The sequence below is a fragment of the Xanthomonas sp. 3793 genome (assembly GCF_024806835.1).
In the GTDB taxonomy this organism is placed as follows: domain Bacteria; phylum Pseudomonadota; class Gammaproteobacteria; order Xanthomonadales; family Xanthomonadaceae; genus Xanthomonas; species Xanthomonas arboricola_F.
Genome location: NZ_JANTYU010000007.1, coordinates 1 through 21,729, shown reverse-complemented (window position 1 = coordinate 21,729; position 21,729 = coordinate 1). Strand labels below are relative to the sequence as shown.

Genomic DNA, 21,729 nt, shown 5'->3' with positions numbered 1-21,729 from the left:
ATTCATGGATTGTTGAAATAACACCATTTTACTTCATCGAATGCGAGCCCTAGCATCAGGACTCGTCGTTCTAGGCCGCCCCGCATGACTGTCAACGTGCCACACCCGCTCCGCGTCGTCGCCGTCTCCGGCGGGCTGCAACGTCCCTCCAAGGCCGTCGCCCTGGCCGAGCACCTGCTGGCCTTGATCGCCGATGCGGTGCCGTGCGAGCAACAGCTGGTCGAACTCGGAGCGTTGGCACCGCAGTTTGCTGGTGCGATGTGGCGCTCGCAGCTGCCGGCAACGGTGGAGCAGGCACTGTCGGCGGTGGAGCAGGCCGACGTTGTGGTGGTGACCACGCCGGTCTATCGCGGTTCCTTCACCGGGTTGTTCAAGCATTTCTTCGACTTCATCCATCAGGATGCCTTGATCGACACGCCCATCCTGTTGGCGGCAACCGGCGGCAGCGAGCGTCATGCGCTGGTGATCGATCACCAGCTGCGGCCACTTTTCAGTTTCTTCCAGGCGCGCACGTTGCCGCTGGGCGTCTACGCCACCGACCGCGACTTCCTGGACTACCGCGTGCACAACGAGGCCCTGGCCGAGCGCGCCAGGCTGGCAGTGCAGCGCGCACTGCCGCTGATCGCATTGACGCGGCCGGCAGGCACCATCGACGCAGCACAAAACGTGGCCGCAGCCTGAGGGCCAGTCGGCCAAGGCCGGCGGGCCGCAACGCCCTTTGCCGGCCACCGGATCAGCGGGCGATCGCCTGCCGATCCGGATTTCCGGGCTCCCTCCAGCAGGCATCGCCGCCTGTGCAGGCAAGCCCGCCCGTCTCATCTCGGAAACAAGGCGTCAGCTCGCAATGACTCAAGAATTCACCTTCGGCATCAAGAGCCTCCGCTTCGACGAGGACTATCGTCCCGCGGGCAATACGCGCAACACCACGAACTTCGCCAACCTCGCCAGGGGTGAGCGTCGCCAGGAAAACTTGCGCAACACGCTTGCGATGATCAACAACCGCTTCAACGACCTTGCGCATTGGGATAACCCCAGGCGCGACCGCTACGCTGTGGAACTGGACATCATCTCGGTGCAGATGACGGTTGCCGGGAGCGAACGGGGCGATGAGTTTCCGTTGATCGAGATCCTCAAGACCAACATCCTCGACAGAACGACCGGCGCGCGCATCGATGGCATCGCAGGAAACAACTTTTCCTCCTACGTCCGCGACTACGATTTCAGCGTGCTGCTGCCCGCCCACAACCAGGACAGGTCCGCATTCGGCATCCCGGACGATTTCGGCAGCCTGCATGGACAGTTGTTCAAGCATTTCGTGAACTCGGACGCCTATAGCGCGCGTTTCGCCAAACCGCCTGTCATCTGCATCAGCGTCTCCAGCAGCAGGGTCTATCACCGAACGGGAAACCGGCACCCCGTGCTCGGCATCGAGTACCGGCAGGACGAATTTTCCCTGACCGATCGCTACTTCGAGAAGATGGGCCTGCGGGTGCGCTACTTCATGCCTCCCAACAGCGTCGCCCCGTTGGCTTTTTACTTCTTCGGCGACCTGCTCAACGACTACACCAATCTGGAGCTGATCGGCACCATCAGCACCATGGAGACGTTCCAGAAGATTTACCGCCCGGAGATCTACAACGCCAATTCCGCGGCGGGGGCTATCTACCAGCCGAGCCTGAAGCATCAGGATTATTCCTCTACCCAGATCGTCTACGACCGGGAAGAGCGCAGCCAGCTCGCGGTGACGCAGGGCAAATTCACCGAGGAGCACTTCATCAGGCCCTACGGCAAGATTCTCGCGCAGTGGGTTTCCCACCACGCTGTCTAATCAACAAGAACGCAAGACATCACTCATCATGAAAAAGCTGCTCCCCACCTCCACCGCCGGCAGCCTGCCCAAGCCGTCCTGGCTCGCGCAGCCGGAAAAACTCTGGTCGCCCTGGAAGCTGCAGGACGAGGAACTGAGCGAAGGCAAGCAGGACGCATTGCGCCTGTCGCTGCAGGAACAGCAGCACGCCGGCATCGATATCGTCAGCGACGGCGAGCAGACCCGCCAGCATTTCGTCACCACCTTCATCGAGCACCTCAGCGGCGTCGATTTCGAAAAGCGCGAGACCGTCAGGATCCGCAACCGCTACGACGCCAGCGTCCCCACCGTCGTTGGTGCGGTGAGCCGCCCCAGGCCTGTCTTCGTGGACGATGCCAGGTTCCTGCGCCAGCAGACCGCGCAGCCGATCAAATGGGCGCTGCCTGGCCCCATGACGATGATCGATACCCTGTTCGACGCGCACTACAAAAGCCGCGAAAAGCTGGCATGGGAATTTGCGAAGATCCTCAATGAGGAAGCGAAGGAGCTGGAAGCGGCCGGCGTGGATATCATCCAGTTCGACGAGCCGGCCTTCAACGTCTTCTTCGACGAGGTCAACGACTGGGGGGTTGCCACCCTCGAACGCGCGGTGGAAGGGCTCAAGTGCGAGACTGCCGTCCATATCTGCTATGGCTACGGCATCAAGGCCAATACCGACTGGAAGCAGACCCTGGGCTCGGAATGGCGTCAGTACGAAGAGTCGTTCCCCAAGCTGCAGGCGTCCAGCATCGACATCGTCTCGCTGGAGTGCCACAACTCGCACGTGCCGATCGATCTGATCGAACTGGTGCGCGGCAAGAAGGTAATGGTCGGGGCCATCGACGTGGCAAGCACCACGATCGAAACAGCGGAGGAAGTAGCCGATACGCTGCGCAAGGCGCTTCGCTTTGTCGATGCCGACAAGCTCTACCCGTCCACCAACTGCGGGATGGCGCCGCTTGCCCGGGACGTCGCAAGGGGCAAGCTCAAGGCCCTCAGTGCGGGCGCGGACATCATCCGGGCAGAACTGTCGGCGCGTTAACGCGCCGTTGCTGGCGTCGATCGGCGGCCGAAGGAGTGGGGCGACGCGCTCCCTCCTGCCGCAGCAATCGGTGACCGACACCGGTGCTGCAACAACATCGAGCCCCCGCAGGCGGAGACTCGATGTCTTCCAGCGGGTTGCAGGACTCGGTGAGTGATCTGCAACAGCAACCGCAGCAGGTCGCCGTAGACCACCGAAGACGGCGCTGCCGAGACGTCGCTAAGCGTCGTCTACGAATACGCGACTCCGGCTTTCTCAGCCGTCCATCGGTGCCCTGGGACAGCGGTTTCCACTGCATCCAGGCACAGACGCGGGGCATCGGTGGCGAACCACCTGGTCATCTCCTGCGCGTGCACGCCGCTGCCGTCGGCCTGATGGCCGCGTGCCGTGGCGCCATCGCGGCCAGCGGATCGCGCTCGGTGAGTGCAGCCGACACAGTGACGATGCTGAACCCCCGTTCGTCACTGCGCCATGCCCGATTGCCCGCGTTGCATGGCTTGGCTACAGTTGCGCGGTCGAAAGAGTGCAGGCCGGATGGTAGCCCGGTCATCCATCCGATCAGGGTGGCCAGCTCTCCCGCGAGGGTATCCGCGACACCGAGACCGGCCTTGCCGGAACGAGGTGTGCCCGCTGATCTCTCACGACCCATCATCGGCGCGCCTCCACTGACCCTGGAAGGATATTGCGCATGAATTTCACCTCCAACACCCTCTTGATCACCGGCGGTGCCACCGGCATCGGCTTTGCGCTCGCACGCGCGCTGGTGGAGCAGGGCAACACCGTCATCATCTGTGGGCGTAGTGCCGCTGCGTTACGCCAGGCCAAGGACACGCTGCCAGCGCTGATCACCCAGGTCTGCGATATCGCCGACACGGCAAGTCGTCGGGCACTGGTGGACTGGTTGCGGGCACACCATCCGCATTGCAACATGCTGATCAACAATGCCGGCGTGCAGCGGCATCGCGATTTCACCGGCACCGATGCTGTGGCCGATCTCGACCAGGAAATCGCCATCAACCTGACCGCGCCGATCCATCTGATTGCCGAGCTGCTGCCGTTGCTGCGGCAGCAACAGCACGCGGCCATCATCAACATCACCTCTGGGCTGGCGTTCTCGCCGATGGCCGATGTGCCGGTCTACTGTGCCAGCAAGGCGGCGCTGCACTCCTTCACCCTGAGTCTGCGTCACCAGCTGAAGGACAGCACCGTCCGCGTGATCGAGATCGCGCCGCCCATCGTCGATACCGGTCTGGGTGGCGGTATGCGCAGTGCGGGCACCGCCACGCGCAACATGATGCCCGCCGAGCAGTTCGCCCAGGAGGCGATCGCCCAGCTTGAAGCCGGTCAGGACGAGGTGCTGATCGGGATCTCGGCCGACACCCGTCGCTTGGGTGAAGCCTTGTTCGAGCGGATGAATCACCGCTAGTTTGTTGGGCAACGTCGCTGGTGGTGGTTGCGTCGTGCAGAACGCCATCAGCGACGTCTTGGCTGCGATAGCGGTCGGCGGGAGGGGCGCTGACGTTCGAGCGCTCAGCAATCGCCCTGCTTGCAGGGATGGCTTTCGCTGGCCCGCCATCGTTTCACCAACTGGCGGCGATTGTGCTGATACTGCTCCTGCAGATACTCGATCCTGTCGATGGCCTCGGTGCGGAAGATGCGGAAATCGCCGCATGCTTCGCACCATGCGGCGATCTTCCACCGTGCGTCGACCAGGCCCAGCATGATCGGCCAAACCGTGCGCTCCGACACCACACCGGTCTTGCTCGTATAGCCGATGCGCAGTTTGCGTTGTGCATGCAGCGCCTTGCGGATCTTGCCAAGGTCGACGATGGATTCTGGCCGGGGTGCCCGGCTGATATACAGCGCACTGTCGTCCAGCGCCAGGCGCATCTCCTGCGAGATCACTCCGTCGAGTTTTGCCAGCGCATTGTGCACCGCGTCGCTCATCGCCGCGTCGCTCTGGCGGCTGACCCACTGCGCGCCGGTGACCAGCGCGCGGAGTTCTTCCTCGGTAAAGGCGAGGGGTGGGAGCACAAAGCCCGGTCGCAGGATGTATCCCACGCCTGCCTCTCCCTCGACATCGGCACCCATTGCCTGCAAGGTCGCGATATCGCGCCGGATCGTGCGCAGCGACACGCCAAGCTCTTGCGCAAGCGTGCTTCCGGACACGGTTCCCCGATGTCGCCGCAAGACTTGCAATAGATCCAACAGGCGTTGGCTACGCGACATGTCAGTCCATTCTGACCAGGCCCTTGCCCGGGCGCTTCTGGCCGGATTCAAGCGCGTTCATCAAGTCGATGGCCCCTTCCAGCGGAACGATCTCCCCGATCGGCAAACCGAAGGTTCCGGCATTCGCCGCGTTGGCGAGGTGGGCCAGGATGGCGGCGGAGGGCTTGCAGAACACCAGTTTGAAACGGCGGTCCACTACCGCGCGGACGAACTTTCCCAGGTCCGGTTCCAGATCCAGCAAGCTGCCGCGCTTGTCGCGCAGCAGCGCCAATCCCGTGGCTGCCTTCATGACGGCGGAAGTGTCGAAGATGACGTCGAAGCGCTCACGGATGTCCTCCGGTCGGGTCACCCTGTAATCGTAGACCTGTTTCAGGCCCAGCGATCCGGCCCGCTCCATCGATCCGGCGCTACAACTCCCGGATACCGTCGCTCCCAGCAGCTGCGCCAACTGCACAGCCGCTTCGCCCACTGCGCCGGCACAGCCGTTGACGAACACATGCTGGCCTTTCTTCAGCGCAGCCTTGTCGACCAGACCATTCCACGCGGTGACCCCGGGCGTGCCCAGGCACGCGGCGCTTTCGTAGGAGACGCTGTCGGGTTTGCTGACCAGATTCTCTTCGGTGGTGATCACCGCCTCGGCCAGTGCACCGCACTCCTTGAAACGCGCCAGGCCGAACACCGCATCGCCTGGCTTGAAGCGGGCGACGCCTTCGCCCACTGCGAGCACCACGCCAGAGAAATCCATGCCCATCGCACGCGGAAACTGCCGCCCGGTCACGATCTTCATGACGCCGTTGCGCATCTTCCAGTCGACCGGATTGATCGCGGCGTACTTCACCTTCACCGCGACCTGGCCCTTTGCAGGCGCAGCAAGCGCGACGTCGGCCAGCTGCATGACGTCCTGGCCGCCATATCGGTTGTATTGAAGACGCTTCATCGGCGCGGTGCTCCGATGGCAGAGGTGCGTGCGGATGTGACCTGGCAGGCGGGATCCACGCCTGGTCGGCCGACCGGGTTGCCGGAATGGGCGGCAGGCCCGGTGCGGCGACCAACGCCAGGCCAGCCAGCGCTGCAGGCCGCAGACGTGGCCGCATGCGATGGCACCAGGGTCGGCGCATGCGCATCGGGCGCTGGCGTGATCGCAGTGGCGTTGCTGCGGAAGCGAGTGATGATGGTCACCAGGACATTCCTCGGGTTGGGCGCCCAGTGTAGGAATCGGTGGTGACAGATTCTGGCACCATGCTTTCCTGCAGCGGCGATGCGCAACTGCGACAGCAGGCGGCGGCACCATGGGACCAACTGCATGTCCCGGCGGCCGCCATGCGCAAGCCCGGCCTCGCCATGCGGTTGGCCGGCAAACCCGCGCCCGGCCAGACCATCGTTTCAGGGAAGCGTACGACTGCCAGTGCCTTGTGTGTGCCGCCCCGGCGCCGCTGGCTCCTGAAAGCCGGCGATGGCCTGAGCCCGCCTCCTACCGCTCGTCGGACAGCAGCTGGCGCAGCGTCCATCGCGGCCGATCTTATGTATGATGACCATCATGAAAAAGACCTCGCCACGTTCCCGGGCAGCGTCAGGCCGCAAGGCCGACAGCCATGCACGCATCGTCGAAGTCGCTGCGCGCGCGATCCGGCGCACCGGCTACGACGGCACCGGCGTGGCCGACATCATGAAAGAGGCCGGGCTGACCCACGGTGGCTTCTATGCGCACTTTGCATCGCGCGAGGCGCTGCTGGCCGAGGCTGCCGACCATGCCGGGGCGCAGACGGTGGCCACCTCCGCGCAGATCGCTGCCGCCGCGCCGCCGGAGCAGGCGGCGCAGGCGCTGATGCGGGCGTATCTCTCCGATGGGCACGTCGGCAACGTCGAATCCGGCTGTCCGATCGCCGCGCTGGGGTCGGAAATGCACCGGCAGGCACCGGCAGTGCGCCAGGCGGCAACCCGCCGCATCAAGGAGATGATCGATCTGGCCGCCCGCCAGTCGCCGGACTGGGGAACGCCGCAGGCGCATGCGCGGGCACTGGTGACGGTTTGCGCCATGGCCGGCACCTTGATGCTGGCGCGTGCCGTCGACGACCCCGCTTTGTCGGCCGCGATGCGCAAGGCGGCACTCGAACACTTCGACGCAGCCTGAGCAGCGCGCCCGGGTTTGTCGTTGGTCAAAAAATATGATGTTCATAATATTTTAGACGTGCAGACAGCAGTCCGCCGCAGCCGCGGCTTCCACCTCCACCCGTGCGACGGCAGCGCCTCAATGGCTTGCTTCTGCACATCACCTGAGACCAGCCACCTATGAACCGCAAGATCGCGCTCGTGACCGGAGCCTCCTCCGGCATCGGAGAAGCCACCGCCGCCCACCTGGCCCAGGCCGGCTATACCGTCTATGGCACCAGCCGCCGCGGCGGCCCCTCCACGACGCCCGGGGTGCAGATGCTGGAGCTGGATGTCACCAGCGACGCGTCGGTGGCCGCCGCCATCGACATCCTGCTGCGCAAAGAAGGCCGCCTGGACCTGTTGGTCAACAATGCCGGCTTCAGCGTCGCGCCCGCCGCCGCGGAAGAAAGCTCCATCGCGCAGGCGCAGTCGGTGTTCGACACCAATTTCTTCGGCACCGTGCGCATGACCAATGCGGTGATCGGCCAGATGCGCAAGCAGGGCGGTGGACGCATCCTCAACATCGGGTCGGTGCTGGGGCTGGTGCCGATTCCGTACACGGCGCTGTATGTCGCCAGCAAGCATGCGATCGAGGGCTACAGCGAATCGCTCGATCACGAACTGCGCGATTGGGGTATCCGGGTCTCGGTGATCGAGCCTGCGTATACCAGGACGCCGTTCGATGCCAATTCGCTGCAGCCGGATGCGCCGCTGGAGATCTACCGTGCCATGCGTACGCATCTGGCCGCGCACGTCGCTGAGGTGATGCGCAAGGCCGATGCGCCGAGCGTGGTGGCCGAGGTTGTGGTGAAGGCAGCACAGGATCCGCAACCGAAGGCGCGCTACACCGCCGGCAAGGTGGCCAGGCAGCTGAGCCTGCTACGTCGCCTGTTGCCCAACCGCATGCTCGGCAAGGCGCTGCGCAAGGAACTCAAGCTGGATCAGGTCGCATCGCCGGCCCGCGCCAGTGGCCCGTCCGCTGCGGGAGCGCGCGCATGATGCGCAGGATCGATCGCACCGATGCCAAGATGGGCGCACGCGCCTGTGGGGGACATGCATGAAAGCCGTCATCGTCGATCAATACAAAAAACATGGCCCGGTGCGGATCGGCGACATGCCGATGCCGCAGCTGCGGCCCAACGAGGTGTTGATCAAGGTCAGCGCAGCAAGCCTCAACCCGCTGGACGCCAAGGTGCGCGACGGCGAATTCAAGATGCTGCTGCCATTCAAGACGCCGTTCGTGCTGGGTAACGATGTGGCCGGCGTGGTGACGCAGGTCGGCACCGCGGTGCGCGACATCGCGGTCGGCGATGCGGTGTTCGCCAAGATCGAACCCGGCCGCATCGGTACCCTGGCCGAGTACGTGGCGATCGATGCGGCAGTGGTGGCACCCAAGCCGGCCAGCCTGAGCATGGAGCAGGCCGCATCGTTTCCGCTGGTCGGCCTGACCGCCTGGCAGGCACTGGTGGAAACCGCTGCGCTCAAGCCAGGGCAGAAGGTGCTGATCCATGCCGGCTCCGGCGGCGTGGGCACCATCGCGATCCAGCTTGCCAAGCATCTGGGAGCGTACGTGGCCGCCACTACCAGCACTGCCAATGTGGAGTTGGTCAAGTCGTTGGGTGCCGATCTGGTGATCGACTACACGCAGCAGGATTTCCAGGCGCTGGTGCGCGATTACGATGTGGTGCTGCATAGCCTGGATACGCCGACGCTGCTCAAGTCACTGCAGCTGCTCAAGCCCGGCGGCAGCCTGATTTCGCTGTCCGGTCCGCCGACCCCCGCATTCGCGCAGCAGCTCGGCCTGGCGTTTCCGCTCCGGCTGGTGATGCGCCTGCTCAGCCGCAAGGTGCGTGCGCAGGCCAGACAGCGCCGGGTGTCCTACACGTTCCTGTTCATGCGCGGCGATGGTCCGCAGCTGCGGACGTTGGCAGCGTTGCTCGACAGCGGTGCATTGCGCCCGGTGATCGACACGGTGTATCCGTTCGCGCGCGCGCAAGAAGCGCTGGCGCATGTAGACACCGGCCGCGTCAAAGGCAAGGTCGTGGTGACGTTGTAGCAGCAGCGATTACCCACTGCTGCAGCATCGGTGATAGCGATGCTGCCGTGGGTTGAAGCGACAACGGGGAGGGCAGGGTGCCCACCCCGTTTGTGTCTGTGCCATCTACGGGGCTGGCTACCCAGATCTGTATCGATCCCACAACGGGACGCAACCCGGCAGGGCGAAGGTAGTGCGGATGCATGGGGCTGCGTCCAAGCAATTGCTCGACCGACTTGCCGCGACGAAATCTCGCTGGAATATCACGCACGGGAAGATGTCGCATGGCGGCTTCGCAGATCAATGAAGGCGCGCTGCTAGGCGGCCTCGGATCGCATGAATCGTCAGGCCTGCAGCCGGGATCGCAAACCACGCACGTCCGCTTGCCAGTCGTCGAAGTCATCGGTGTCCTCCCACAGCTCGCGCAACTCCGAGGTTGGACCAAGAATGCGATCAATCGCCTGCGCAGCGTCGCTGGCCAACCGGGCGTCAGCGAGCGGCTTCACTCTGTCGATCCATTCCACGACATCCGGCTCATCCAGCGCCTCGGCGGTAGGACGTCCCAAGGCTGCAGCGATCACCTCGATGGCCGCCAACGCAGTGGTTGCATCCGTTGCATCCACATCGCCGTCGGTTGCAAGGACTGCTGCAACTGCCTCGCGAACGAGCGACAAGTCGCCAGCCTCGGTGAGGTCGCAGACCCAATCTGCAGCAGTGTCGTTGTCAAAAGAACCGATGCCCCAGCACCCCATGAACGTTCTCCGGATCGAATTGGTGGCAACAGACGCGTGTTGGCGTCCCGCCTGATGGATGAGAATGCCTCAGCTCACTGCCGCACATAGCGTAGGTGTGTAGCCGCAGGCCCGTCAAAGACCTTGTCGATACGAAATTGTGTCCCGGGCTCGCCAAGGTTTTCGAACAGGCGTCGTCCGCTGCCGAACAGGACCGGTGCCAACGCAATCTCCAGCTCGTCGACAACGCCCAGGGCCAGATACTGCTGGATCACAGCCGCGCCACCGGCAATCCGAACATCACGGCTGCCTGCCGATTCGCGAGCCAGTTCCAGCGCACGTTCCGGCCCGTCGTTGATGAAGTGGAAGATCGTTCCGCCGGGGCGCACCCAAGGCGCGCGCTTCTCGTGGGTCAGTACGTAGACCGGTGTGTGAAACGGGGCCTCCTCTGGCCAGGCAACCTCGCCCTGGTCGAACATTCGCTTGCCCATGATGTTGGCGCCGATGCGTGCGAAGGTGCTGCGGACCATGTCATTGACCGGGCCGGTCGTACCGCCCGATGCAAGCTTGAGGACGTTCTCGCGAAAGTACTGCGATGTGATCAGCCAACCCATCATCGCGCCCCATTTGGCTCCCCAGTTCTTGTGCTGGGGGTCGTCCATGGTCATTCCCTCCGGCGCCATGTAGCCATCAAGGCTAAGGCCGATACTGACGAATACCTTGCTCATGATTTCACCTCTCATATGCCTGTGTAGTGCCGACCGTGGGACGTCAGCCTGCGCGCGAGGCGACGCCGGCTTGAATGCGTGCTCAGCCCCGCGGTTGGCCGGGATGAACTGCGAACCTCACACCCTGGCCAGGCGATCGTTGGCGCGTGTTGGCGCGCGGCCGTGCCGCACCGATTCGCACGCGTCCGCCCATGCGGCTGGTCAGGCGCGATTTGCATGCCACTTGCGATCGGCGATCGCCAACTGCAGCAGCTCGATGACGGGCGCACTGTTGATCGTCGAGACATCTCGAACCTTGACATGGCGTAGTGTCTTGCCGGTCCCTTGCATGATGCCGTGCGGATCCGCAAGCGAGGTGCCATGGTAAAAACCCAGGTTGACATGGGCGTCGTGGACCGAGATGTAGACGTAGTGCTCGGTCATCTTCCTGGGGCCAATGCCGAAGCTGATGATTTTGAGTTTTGGCCATGCAAGCTCGACAACGTCGCTGTGCAGCGAAACGATCTTGCTGCGCAATACCGCGCAAACCAGGCGCGGCTGCGGTTTTGCAATGGACAAGATGTCGTCGAGCGTTGCGAGTGTCGTGTTGGTCGCCATGATGCTGCCGTGGAGTCCGAGACCCGAGCAAGGCCGCACCGCCAAGCGTATCGGCCTGACTGAAGAATCAAATGGCTGTGCGATAGACCGTTGGCACAGATCGTTGCCGACCGCCACGAGCAGCGATGCATGCGAGCATGCCACACGCACCGGTGACGCGGTTCTGACCAGGGATCGCGGACGCGCGGCGGCGGCCAAGGCACTGGACACAGAAGCGCAGGGCGAGGGCGAGGCGGGAACGTCGTGAGGGATGAGAGACGGTCGCGGTTGCTTTGACGAGAGGTGCGGCAGAGCCGGGTGCGAAAGCGCCGGAGTGGTGCCGAGGCGGCACGCCGACACACGCTGCCAGGCATCGCCGGCTGCGGCCCCGGGGCAGACGCCGGTCACCGTGTGCGCTCGTGGAGGGTTGGCTTGCTTGCAGCGGCAAGCGACGGCGATCTACGCAATCTGCATGCAGCACCTGACTCCACCGCATCGACACCACAATGCGCAGCGCCGCAACGCAAACGCCCCGCAACGCCAACGCCCCGCAGAGAGCGGGGCGTTGGCAGTACCGGCACGGCAGCGTTGCAGCATGCCCAACGCTGACCTGGGGCGCGCGGCGCAGGCCGCGTGAGCTGCCTCAGTAGTTGACCTGCAACTGCAACCGCAGCAGATCGCCTTCCACCACCGGATACGGCGCAGTGGTGACATCGGTGCGCTTCATCTTCGAATACGCAAACACCAACTCCAGCGCATCCATCGGCTGCCATTCGACACCGGCTTCCACTTCGTCCAGGCGCATGCGCGGCGCATTGGTATCGAACTTGGAGCCGCCGCGGTAGGTCTGCCATTTCAGGTACGGCAGCAGGGTGCCGTAATTGAAGTCGTGCTTGAACATCGCCTGCACATAACCGCCGCTCAGCGAGCGGGTACGGATACGGCGCTGCGCCACATCCAGCTCCGGGCCGCGGCCCACCGTCCACTCGGCCTGCAGGCCGAACGGCTGCGGGTAGTAAATGACGTGCGCGGCAACGCGCTGGTCGGTATAGCCATTGGGGTCGGTGATGGCCGGGGTGAAACTGCGGCCACCAATGTTCACCGCCGCAGCGGTCGGCACGAAGCGCCCGCTGTACGCATCGGCGCCCACTTCCAGGTACTGGCCATTGGCGAACTTGAACGGGTAGGTGGCATGCACCACCGCATGCATGCCGTCGTTACGCTCGGCGCGGTTGGCGCCCTGACCGTTGTACACGCCCGCGCCCACTACACCGTAATCGCCCGAGCCCTTCAGGCCGGATTTGACCAGGTCCTGGAAGCGGGCCTTGGCCACGGTGGGGCTGTAATAGAACACCGCACCGATATCGCGTTCGTCGCGCAGGCCGGAGTTGAGCGCGTCGGCACGATCCAGGGTGAGACGGTTCTGGCTGGACTGCAGGTTCTCCCAGCCGTAAGGCATCTTCGACTGCCCCACGCGCACGCGGTACTCGCGCTTCTTGTCGAAGAAGATATCGGCGTACGCATCGCGCAGCTGCGCGAAGTTGGAGGTGGTGGAACCGGTAGGCGTGCTCGCAAAGTCCGGCTGGAAATACAGCGACACGTGCTCGTTGAGATCGCCGCTCAGCACCAGGCGCGCGCGGCGGATGCCCAGGCTCTGGTCGTTGCCGATAAAGCGGTCGCCCGGCGCACGCAAGTCCTGGGCATCGCCGCCGATGCCCTGGTTGTAGCGGATCTGGGTGTAGCCACGCAGGCTCAGCTTGTCGTACCACTTCTTGCCGGCATCGGCGGCCTTGGCCGGTGCCGCGGCAGGCGCCGGTGCAGGGGCGGCCTGCGCGATGCCGGTATCGGCAGGCACGGTTGCGCCAGGTGCCGGTGGCAGGGACTGTGCCGGCGCGGCAGGCATCGCCGAGGCCGGCAGCTTGCCGTTTTCGTCCACCTGCACAAAGGTGCCCAGCTTGTCGCGCCCGGGCGCCGGCTCGGCGAAGATCTGCTTGGTCTTGCGGTCGACGTACAGCTCCAGCTCGGCAGCCAGCGTGCTGCCGCTGGCGGTCGCGCTGAGGGCGCACAGGACGGTGGCGAGATTGCGTTTTTTCATGGACACGGCTCGGCAAGGGAAACTGGGCGGCGGTGGCGTGGCCCTTCAGGGGCGCCCTCGCAGGGGGCGCGTGCGGCCAGGCGCCGGGCACCGTCATGGCGCTCCGCACTGCTGCCGTAGCAGCGATGGGGTGCAGTTATATTTAGGTTTGATGTCAGTTTGGTGACATCCGGACCGGCAACCGACCGACGACTGTGTCAACCGCGTGTCCGGTAGATGTCAGTCTGGCGACGCCCGCCATGTCGAGAAGAGGCGGCGACCCGCTACGGCGGGAGCCCAGGCTGCCTGGCTGCCTTGATGCCGGCGTGGCACGGCCGCCCAGCCGCCAGCGGGCGGCAACCGCAAAGCGACGCCATATCCGGCCGGCACACCCAGTCCCACCGAGTGCGTCATCCGCATCGCGCGGGCACTGGCCAAAAAAAACGCCACACCCGCGGGCATGGCGTTGCATGTCTTCGCCGCCGGCCGTTCAACGCATCGCTGCGTCTAGCGGCCGGCCCTGGCTCACCCGGCCGGCTGTGCTGCCAGTGCTGCCACCACGGCGTCACGCAATGGCGTGGTAGGGCGGCCGATCAAGCGGCTCAGCGTGTGGCTGTCGTCGAACAGGCTGCCGCCGCGCGAGGACGCCGAGCACTGCGCCAGCACCTGCGCAAACCCGGCAGGCACGCCCACCTGCACCAGCGCTGCGGCATAGTCGGCTTCGGGCAGGTCATGGTAAGCAACCGGCTTGCCGGCCTGCCGGGAGACCTCTGCTGCGTACTCGGCCATCGTGAAGGCGGTATCGCCGGCCAGCTCATAGACCTGCCCGGCCTGCGGTGCATCCGAGGCCAGCACCGCGGCTGCGGCCGCCGCGTAGTCGGCACGTGTGGCAGCGCTGATCTTGCCCTCGCCCGAGCTGCCCATCGCCCCGCCGTGCGCCACTTCGGCCGCGATCGAGCCGGTGTAGTTCTCGGTGTACCAGCCATTGCGCAGCAGCACATGCGGTACGCCGCTCTCGCGCAGCAGCGCCTCGGTGACCACATGCTCTGCGGCCAGCGACAGCGTGCTCGTATCGGCATGCAGGATGCTGGTGTAGGCCAGCAGCTTCACGCCGGCACGCTTGGCCGCGTCGATCACATTGCGATGCTGCTCCACGCGCGCGCCCACCGCGTTGGACGACACCAGCAACACCCGGCCGACGCCCGCAAACGCCAGGTCCAGGCTGTGCGGGTCGGCGTAGTCGGCCTGACGCACCGTGATGTCGCGTTTTGCGAACTCGGCAAGTGACGCAGTATCACGGGCCGTTGCTACGATGCGGCTGGCAGGCACATGGTTCAGCAGTGCGTCGACGACCAGCGCGCCCAGCTGCCCGCTGGCGCCGGTGACAAGAATCAGGGGGGAGGCATGTGCCATGTCGTGCTCCAATAGGTTTAGAGAAGAGGTTTGGTCTAGTATCTAGACCTTGTGGTCAGCGAGCCTATTGTCAGGACCGCCCGGTCCTTCGCAAGGAGGCAGTTTTACTCCCCCTGGTTACTGTGAGATACCCCAGTGAATGCGATTGCCTTGTTCCCACCGCCGCCCTCCCTGGAAGGCCCCTTCGATGCCACCAAGTGCCCGGTGCGCGATGTGCTCGATCAGATCGGCGACAAGTGGACCTTGCTGATCCTGTTGACGCTGATCCCCGGCCCATCCCGCTTCAGTGCCATCCAGCGCGCCGTGCCGGACATCTCAAAGCGGATGCTGACCCAGACCCTGCGCAACCTCGAGCGCAACGGCATGATCACCCGCAAGGTCTACGCCACCAAGCCGCCCAGCGTGGAATACGCATTGTCCAAGCTCGGCGTCGCCCTGCTCGGCCCGGTCTCGCAACTGCTCAACTGGGCCGGCGAAAACCATGCCGGCATCCGTGCCGCCCGCGAACGCTTCGATCGTGCCCAGCAGCCGCATGTCGCGCTGGATGCCGAAGAGGCCATGGCACAGGCGTAAGGGCGACAGTTGCCGCTGCGCTGACGGCCGGACGACGTTTGCGGCGTGGCTGCCGGCTGCCGCAGACTGTCTGGTGGCCGGATGCGCCCCGCGCTGCCAGCGCTCAGCTCCGGTGGCGTATGGCAGGGCGAGGGCAGCCGCCTGGTGGCATCTGCGGGAGCAACGGCGCATCAGGGATGACCGGCGCGCAGAGCGACGGCGCTTCCCGCATACAGCAGCGTTTCAAATGGATGCAGGCACCTGCGATTGTGTGAACGCGTGCTCACAAAATCCCGCGTCAGCTAAACGCCCGATCGCCTCTAGATTGGTGCGCCGGACGGCAAACCCTTGCAGCGCAATGGCCACGCATCCGGCTATCGCAACCATCGCAAACTTCAATCGCAAGCTGGCTCAAGCGCAAACCGCCTTGTCCGATAAGGGCTCACCTTATCTCGCCGAGCCCATCTTCCATGCCCATCTTCGGCAGCCTGTCCTCCGCGTCGCGACGCACCCTGGGCGCTGCCCTGCTCGCGCTGTGGTGCGGTTGGATTGCCGTGGCCTGGACAACCCCGCGCGCGCAGGCCGGTGATCTGGGCGGTGCCTGGGCGCAGGTCCAGGCCAGCCTGCCAGTCTCGCAGCCGTCGCCGATGTTGATCGGCGTGGTGGGCGCCTGCGCCTGTACCGATCTCGCATCGGATCGCGCCTGGGTGGTGCTCAGCGACGCGGTGCGCGCCCGCGGCGGCCAGGTGCGGCTGCTCGACCGCCCGGCACTGCATGGCAGCGGCTACGCGGTGTGGCTGCTCGGTGCCGATGGTCAACCGCGCTATGCCGGCCCCGCGGACGGTGGTGCGGTCTGCGGGACTGCCGGCGCGGCGGCATGGTCGCGCTGGTTGCCCGATGTATTGAGCCGCGCGGCAAGTGCGGCGGTGGCGTCCCCTTGTCCGTGTGCCGTGGAGTCGTTGTCATGATGGAACTGTCCGCATCGGCGCCGCCGACCTCCAACTACGCCACGCGTCTGGCCATCAAGGCCGACCGGTTGTTCCTGTGGCTGGCGGTGCTGCAGAGCGCAGGCTCGCTGGCATTGGCCTGGAGCCAGGGCCAATGGACCACCTTTCTGGCGGTCACGCTGCCCAGCCTGATGCTGATGGCCTGGCAAGTGCATGCAAACCCCGGCACGCGCCTGACGCGCATCACCAACGCGCTGGTGCTGATGGCCCTGGTTGCTGCCACCATCCAGCAGGCGCATGGCCTGGTGGAAATGCACTTCGGCGTGTTCGTGATCCTGGCGTTGTTGCTGTATTACCGCGACTGGTTACCGGTGGTGGTGGCTGCCGGCGCCATCGCCGTACACCATCTTGCGTTCTATTGGCTGCAAGCGCGCGGGATGCCGGTGCAGGCCTTCACTGCCGGCAGCGGCTTCGGCATCGTGCTGTTGCATGCCGGCTACGTGATCGTGGAAACCGCCTTCGTCTGCGTGATGGCCATCCAACTGCGGCGCCAGGTCGATGCGTTGGATCACGAGGCCGACGCATTGGCGGAACTGGCCGACACGTTGGCGACCGGTGCGACCTTGCCGCCGGCCATCATGCAGCAGACCTTCCGCAGCGGATCGCTGGCGCAAGCGCTGGTGCGCATGAGCGTGCAGGTGGAAGAACGCATCGCCCAGCAACAACGCCTCTTGCTGGAAAACCGCCGCATCCGTCTGGCACTGGATGCCTCGGCGATGGCCGTGGCCATCGTCGACGGGCAGGGCACCGCCATCTATCGCAACCAATCGTTCCAGCACCTGAGCACGCACGTCGACACCGATGTGCTGGAGACCGCGCTGGCCGATGCGGTGCAGTTGGGGCATGCCACCGGCACCAGCAGGACGCGCGCACTGGCCGCACTGCAGCTGCAGGAGAACATCACGCCTGTGCACGATCACGACGGCAGCTCGCTGGGCGTGGTGGTGGAGTGGCAGGACCGTACTCAGGATCTGGTGCTGGAAGAGCAGCTGGCGACGGTCATCGCACAGGCAACGCGCGGCGAATTGGGGGCACGCCTGCACGGGCATGCCAATGGCGGCACGCTCGGCCAGCTGGCCGAAGGCGTCAACCGCTTTCTTGCCATCACCGACGATAGCCTGCAGGACATGCGCCAGATGCTGGCTGCGATGTCGCGCGGCGATCTGTCGCAACGCATCGACCGCCAGTGCGAAGGCGTGTTCGAGCAGATGAAGCGCGATGCCAACGCCACCGCCGATGAGCTGGCGCGCATCATTGCGCAGATCCGCAGCTCTAGTACCGCCATCAACCAGGCCGCAGGCCACATCCTCACCCGCAACGATGCACTGGAGCAGCAGGTACAGCGCCAGTCGGCAACCCTGGGCCGCACCGCGGCCCAGATGCAGACGGTGCTCGCCACCATGCAGCAACATACCGCGCAGGCAGCGGATGCGGACAAGCTCACCGCCGCTGCATCGGAGGCTGCGCGCAGCGGCGGCGACACCATGCAGCAGGCGATGGGCACCATGCAGCAGATGGAGCACGCATCGCGCCGCATCCAGGACATCATCTCGGTGATCGACGGTCTTGCGTTCCAGACCAATATCCTGGCCTTGAACGCCGCAGTGGAAGCCGCACGCGCCGGCGACGAAGGCCGTGGTTTTGCCGTGGTGGCCAGCGAAGTGCGCGCGCTGGCGCTACGCTCGTCCACCGCAGCCAGCCAGATCAAGACGCTGATCGGCGAGTCGGTCACGCATATGCAGGCAGGCGTGCAGCAAGTGCGCCATGCTGGCGACGGCATGCAGCACATCGTCGCCACTATCGGACAGGTCAGCAGCACGCTCAGCAAGATCGCCGTCGCCTCGCAACAGGAGGCCGGCAGCATCGCGCAGGTGCATCACACCCTCACCGAGGTGGACACCGACATGCGCGACGGCCTCACTCGGATGCAGGGCGCCAGCGCTGCCGCACGCGCGATGAGCGACCACGCCGCGCAGCTGGAAGATGCGGTGAGTACGTTTGTGGCCGATGAACGCGATGCCGGCGCTGACGCAGTGCAGCGGCTGCGTGTGGCCTGATCAAGGTTGGCGCATCGTCGGCGCGTGACCGCGCCACGGGCGATCTTGCCGCATCGTGGGAGTTGACGCCGGGTATTCACAGCCGATTGTGCAGCCACTGCTTTGGGTTGGCTGGGTGACAGAAACGGTCCAGTGCAATGGTCGGTGCTGCATCAGGCTGTGACGCAAGGCGGATGCGACCGCGCAGACATGGTGCCGACGTTTGCCGATTACTTGCGCAGCTCCCGGAGCTTGCCAGTAAACCAGGACTGGCTCGATACCGGCGCAGCGGTGCCGCAACGAACCTGATACGGCTTGCCCGACATGCTGCTCTTGGTGGCGGCAAGCTCGATGAACGACTCGGTGGAGGTCACCAGCCCCTTCTTCTGCAGGTAGTCGTACTTGCGTTGCAAGTGTTCGCTGGCTTTGGGCGCCGCGTACCAGGACCCATTGCGGGAGAACTCGCAGTTGGATTGCGCAAGGACCTTGAAAAGCTGGCCGACCTCACGCGTTGTGGCCGGCGAAACCCCCTGGGCAGATGCAGAGGCAGACGCACCGAGCATGAGGACAGCGAGCATGGGTAGGGCAAGAAAAGCGTTAGCGTTCATCGACCGGATGGTAGCGCATGACGTCCCCTTTTCCGCCAGTCTCCGGATTCATTGGCGCGATCGCTGCGCATGCGTAGTCCGTGAGGCACTTCACCGCCGCCATCAGGCGGTGTCAACGTCGGCCCCGGCGACAAACCACAGTCGGCCGCACGGCACGACACGTATCACGCCATGCAGGCGTCAAACGGCACCACGCCGTCGCGCCAAGACAATACCGAGCGCGACGCCAAATGAGAGACCGATGGCGATGCCTTGAGGCAGGTTGCCCATCGCTGCCCCAAGAGCCGATCCCACGCCAGCACCGATGGCAATGCTGGTACCGACCAACCTGGAATAGAGCTTGGTATTTGCTGGCTTCAACATGAGCATTCCTTCGTTGATGGTTGAACCGATCCATCTGGCGATAGCGCGTCACTGCGCAGGCGGCCACTGACGCACGCCACGGTTTTGATTTTAATGTCTTGGGCCCGCGTTGCAACACCAGGCCTGTGTGTCGTGTCAGCGGTAGCGTGACACCACCACAGCAAAAAGGCCGATGTTTCAGCGGGCGATGCATTGCTGGACGCCTGCTCAAGCGGGCTCAGCACCGTTAGTAAAGCGTTCCTCAGCGACCAAGGCCAGACCAGCAGCAACGTAACAATGGAGTCATCAGGAAGGATGCTTAGACATCTTCCGGAGCGTATCGCAGCAGCATCGAACCGTCGAAGTAGTTCCCGTAGTACTCGCTCGGCCGCAGCCCGGGGTTCGCTTCAAAATCGATGTAAGCCTCGGAACAATGCGGGCAGCGAAAGGGATTGAGGTAGGCGTAGCGGGACCCATCCGGTGCCAACGGCAGTGCATCTTCCAGCGCAGCAAGCGCTTCGGTATCAGGCTCGGACAGCGCTACAGGACTGCCGGGCAGATGGCTATCGACCGTGATGGTGTAACTGCCGGACGCCGAGTAGAGGTATCCCGCGTTGCTGAAACCCGCGTGATAGGAGCGGATCAGGAACGAACGCTTGCAGTAGTCGCACTCGCAGGAAAGCACCACGTTGCCACCGGTGACCAATCCGCTGAAGTGCAGACCCCTTGCAAAAAGCCCCTTGCCAGCAAGTGCGGAACTGCTGACGCTGGCACCCGGGAGAAAGAACGGCTGAAACCTGATCCCGGATGCCTGGCCGTTGGCAAACGCGTCTGGATCGAGCTGCTCGCTCTGCGAAACGACGCAGTCCGCCTGGCAACCGAGGTTGGGGTGTACGCGAACCGAGAAGTGGAACCACCCGGTCGCGGCACCAAGTTCATGCCGATGCACCTCTCCCGCCGAGTCGGCAAACTCCAGGACGCTATCGGCTTTCAACCAAGCAGAAGGCTTGATCTCGCACGGGACATCGCCCTGGGTAACACGACACAACTCCTGTCCATTTGCTCGAACGATCAGTAACGGAGTGGCCTTCTTCTTGAAGATGGAGAACATGCTTTCCTTGACGGCCATGCTGGAACGACAGATTGGAGCGCTGGGCGCGAGCGTGGCAGAGCAGGAACGCCTGCAGTGTCAAACGCGTCAGCCGACGTTGCGCCGGAGAGCGGCGGCGGTGTGAGAGGCCAATGTGCAAGGCCTACCTGTGTGGTGATGCCGTTGCTTTTTTGATCACAACGGTACCGGCGATATGGTCGTGCCAGCCCTGCTTCTTCGGGTCCAAGCCAACCCAAAGATATCCGATGAAAAGGCCGATCATGCTGAGGAAGTACGCCAGGTAGCGCAGCACCGCCTTACCCACAGTGATTCTTTGCCCGGTACCGGCATCAACGATGACCGCTCCAATCGCCATCTTCCCTGGGGTCTGGCCTGTTGCGACCCATAACCAGATGCACAGGACCGCCGGGAGAATCCAGCTGATCACCAGATCTGCCGGCCCGTGGATGAACTTGTCGCTAATCCAGTACGACCGTCCATAGACGAGTGTGAGCAGCGGAAAGGTGATCAAGCACACGATGACGGTATCGATGAGCGATGCGCCCAGACGAGGCCAGAATCCAACGTAGTCCATACCCGAACGCTCCATACTCTTCCTTGTTTCAACGTTGATGTCTGCACCAAGCATGGGATCGCTTTCGCCAACGCTTGGCCCAGGCAGGTGCGCGCCAACGTACATCATCGCGCGATCAGAATACAAATTCCGACAAGGAGAAAGCTGCGATGGCCATTGCCTGCAATAGCATCCCTGGAAGGATCCCTTTTCCGATGGATCCCGATCGTAAGGACTGAAGGTTCTGCACAAATAAGGTCGCACAGCCAAAGATGACTCCGCAGGAGATCGCGGTTCTTGCAGCGGATGGGCCTGACCCACTGCTTAGAAAGAGGATGACGCCAACCGTGATCAATAACGCGCCGAGTCGATGCTCAACGATGTAGCCAGAACTTGCTTGGCGCACTGCCCACTTCTTCAACAAGACATCCGGTTTTGCAATCCAGGTAATCCCGATAAGCGTCGACAGAATCGATGAAATCAATGCAGTTATCTCAAACACGTGTGCGAGGTTCCGATTGTGCAAACAATGTCGTTGCGTCTCATGCTTGGGGTGAGCGGCTAGCGGAAAAAAGGGCCTGGCTGAGCTACCCCCGATTTCTGAGCCACCCCTGATAACTCGGACACCTGAAAGCGAGGACAATCCTCGCACGGAGGTGTTCGATGCAGAAGCGGCAGCGGTTCACGGCGGAGTT

At 64.0% G+C, this 21,729-nt stretch carries 22 protein-coding genes; 10 read left to right on the top strand and 12 right to left on the bottom strand.

Annotation, left to right across the window (positions count from 1 at the left end; all coding sequences use genetic code 11):
• Positions 1-84: 84 nt before the first annotated feature.
• From msuE to FHY18_RS19870, 4 genes are all read left to right on the top strand, one after another.
• Entirely contained in the window at positions 85-681 is a 597-nt protein-coding gene (gene msuE, locus FHY18_RS19885) for an FMN reductase (RefSeq protein ID WP_259159371.1), read from the top strand.
• Positions 682-844: 163 nt separating this feature from the next.
• Entirely contained in the window at positions 845-1,828 is a 984-nt protein-coding gene (locus tag FHY18_RS19880; RefSeq protein WP_259159682.1) for a DUF1852 domain-containing protein, read from the top strand.
• A 28-nt stretch (positions 1,829-1,856) separates the two neighbouring features.
• Entirely contained in the window at positions 1,857-2,888 is a 1,032-nt protein-coding gene (locus FHY18_RS19875; protein ID WP_259159368.1) for a methionine synthase, read from the top strand.
• Between the two features lie 688 nt (positions 2,889-3,576).
• Positions 3,577-4,314 carry an SDR family oxidoreductase gene (locus FHY18_RS19870; protein WP_259159365.1) on the top strand — a complete coding sequence of 246 codons (738 nt, stop codon included), beginning with the start codon at positions 3,577-3,579 and terminating at the stop codon, positions 4,312-4,314.
• A gap of 104 nt (positions 4,315-4,418) precedes the next feature.
• Here FHY18_RS19870 and FHY18_RS19865 read toward each other — a convergent pair whose 3' ends face one another.
• Complete coding sequence (locus FHY18_RS19865) at positions 4,419-5,117, bottom strand: YafY family protein (protein ID WP_259159363.1); 699 nt, start codon at positions 5,115-5,117, stop codon at positions 4,419-4,421.
• Position 5,118: 1 nt separating this feature from the next.
• On the bottom strand, positions 5,119-6,408 hold the full coding sequence (locus tag FHY18_RS19860; protein ID WP_259159360.1) for an NAD(P)-dependent alcohol dehydrogenase: 1,290 nt from the start codon (positions 6,406-6,408) through the stop codon (positions 5,119-5,121).
• Positions 6,409-6,654: 246 nt separating this feature from the next.
• Here FHY18_RS19860 and FHY18_RS19855 point away from each other — a divergent pair, with 246 nt between their 5' ends.
• The 3 genes from FHY18_RS19855 to FHY18_RS19845 all read left to right on the top strand — a co-directional run bounded on the left by FHY18_RS19855 (position 6,655) and on the right by FHY18_RS19845 (position 9,324).
• Positions 6,655-7,248, top strand: a complete 594-nt coding sequence (locus tag FHY18_RS19855; protein ID WP_259159359.1) for a TetR/AcrR family transcriptional regulator — start codon at positions 6,655-6,657, stop codon at positions 7,246-7,248.
• Between the two features lie 158 nt (positions 7,249-7,406).
• Positions 7,407-8,267, top strand: coding sequence for an oxidoreductase (locus FHY18_RS19850; protein WP_259159356.1), 861 nt, complete (start codon positions 7,407-7,409; stop codon positions 8,265-8,267).
• A gap of 58 nt (positions 8,268-8,325) precedes the next feature.
• Positions 8,326-9,324: an NADP-dependent oxidoreductase gene (locus tag FHY18_RS19845; RefSeq protein ID WP_259159355.1), complete on the top strand. Its 999-nt coding sequence runs from the start codon at positions 8,326-8,328 to the stop codon at positions 9,322-9,324.
• A gap of 323 nt (positions 9,325-9,647) precedes the next feature.
• Here FHY18_RS19845 and FHY18_RS19840 read toward each other — a convergent pair whose 3' ends face one another.
• The 5 genes from FHY18_RS19840 to FHY18_RS19820 all read right to left on the bottom strand — a co-directional run bounded on the left by FHY18_RS19840 (position 9,648) and on the right by FHY18_RS19820 (position 14,825).
• Positions 9,648-10,055, bottom strand: coding sequence for a DUF4259 domain-containing protein (locus FHY18_RS19840; RefSeq protein WP_259159352.1), 408 nt, complete (start codon positions 10,053-10,055; stop codon positions 9,648-9,650).
• A 74-nt stretch (positions 10,056-10,129) separates the two neighbouring features.
• Positions 10,130-10,762 (bottom strand): dihydrofolate reductase family protein, encoded by a 633-nt coding sequence (locus tag FHY18_RS19835; protein WP_259159350.1) that lies wholly within the window; start codon positions 10,760-10,762, stop codon positions 10,130-10,132.
• Positions 10,763-10,963: 201 nt separating this feature from the next.
• The gene (locus FHY18_RS19830; RefSeq protein WP_259159348.1) at positions 10,964-11,359 is read right to left on the bottom strand and encodes a DUF1801 domain-containing protein; all 396 of its coding nucleotides are present in this window, start codon (positions 11,357-11,359) and stop codon (positions 10,964-10,966) included.
• Between the two features lie 622 nt (positions 11,360-11,981).
• Positions 11,982-13,433 (bottom strand): OprO/OprP family phosphate-selective porin, encoded by a 1,452-nt coding sequence (locus tag FHY18_RS19825; protein ID WP_259159345.1) that lies wholly within the window; start codon positions 13,431-13,433, stop codon positions 11,982-11,984.
• A gap of 504 nt (positions 13,434-13,937) precedes the next feature.
• Positions 13,938-14,825, bottom strand: a complete 888-nt coding sequence (locus FHY18_RS19820) for an SDR family oxidoreductase (RefSeq protein WP_259159343.1) — start codon at positions 14,823-14,825, stop codon at positions 13,938-13,940.
• 135 nt (positions 14,826-14,960) lie between these two features.
• Between FHY18_RS19820 and FHY18_RS19815 the strand changes: the two genes are divergently transcribed.
• The 3 genes from FHY18_RS19815 (at position 14,961) to FHY18_RS19805 (ending at position 18,441) form a co-directional block, all read left to right on the top strand.
• The gene (locus tag FHY18_RS19815; protein WP_259159341.1) at positions 14,961-15,398 is read left to right on the top strand and encodes a helix-turn-helix domain-containing protein; all 438 of its coding nucleotides are present in this window, start codon (positions 14,961-14,963) and stop codon (positions 15,396-15,398) included.
• 449 nt (positions 15,399-15,847) lie between these two features.
• Positions 15,848-16,345: a hypothetical protein gene (locus tag FHY18_RS19810; protein ID WP_259159339.1), complete on the top strand. Its 498-nt coding sequence runs from the start codon at positions 15,848-15,850 to the stop codon at positions 16,343-16,345.
• Positions 16,342-18,441 (top strand): methyl-accepting chemotaxis protein, encoded by a 2,100-nt coding sequence (locus tag FHY18_RS19805; protein ID WP_259159337.1) that lies wholly within the window; start codon positions 16,342-16,344, stop codon positions 18,439-18,441. The genes FHY18_RS19810 and FHY18_RS19805 overlap by 4 nt, the downstream gene beginning before the upstream one ends.
• 209 nt (positions 18,442-18,650) lie before the next feature.
• Here the strand turns inward: FHY18_RS19805 and FHY18_RS19800 are convergent, their stop codons facing one another.
• From FHY18_RS19800 to FHY18_RS19780, 5 genes are all read right to left on the bottom strand, one after another.
• On the bottom strand, positions 18,651-19,028 hold the full coding sequence (locus FHY18_RS19800) for a DUF5329 domain-containing protein (protein ID WP_259159336.1): 378 nt from the start codon (positions 19,026-19,028) through the stop codon (positions 18,651-18,653).
• Between the two features lie 180 nt (positions 19,029-19,208).
• On the bottom strand, positions 19,209-19,391 hold the full coding sequence (locus FHY18_RS19795) for a hypothetical protein (protein ID WP_259159335.1): 183 nt from the start codon (positions 19,389-19,391) through the stop codon (positions 19,209-19,211).
• A 298-nt stretch (positions 19,392-19,689) separates the two neighbouring features.
• A complete protein-coding gene (locus tag FHY18_RS19790; protein WP_259159333.1) occupies positions 19,690-20,499 on the bottom strand; it encodes a hypothetical protein in 810 nt (269 codons plus the stop codon).
• Between the two features lie 124 nt (positions 20,500-20,623).
• On the bottom strand, positions 20,624-21,163 hold the full coding sequence (locus FHY18_RS19785) for an RDD family protein (RefSeq protein ID WP_259159332.1): 540 nt from the start codon (positions 21,161-21,163) through the stop codon (positions 20,624-20,626).
• 7 nt (positions 21,164-21,170) lie between these two features.
• Positions 21,171-21,536, bottom strand: coding sequence for a hypothetical protein (locus FHY18_RS19780; RefSeq protein ID WP_259159331.1), 366 nt, complete (start codon positions 21,534-21,536; stop codon positions 21,171-21,173).
• Positions 21,537-21,729: the final 193 nt, after the last annotated feature.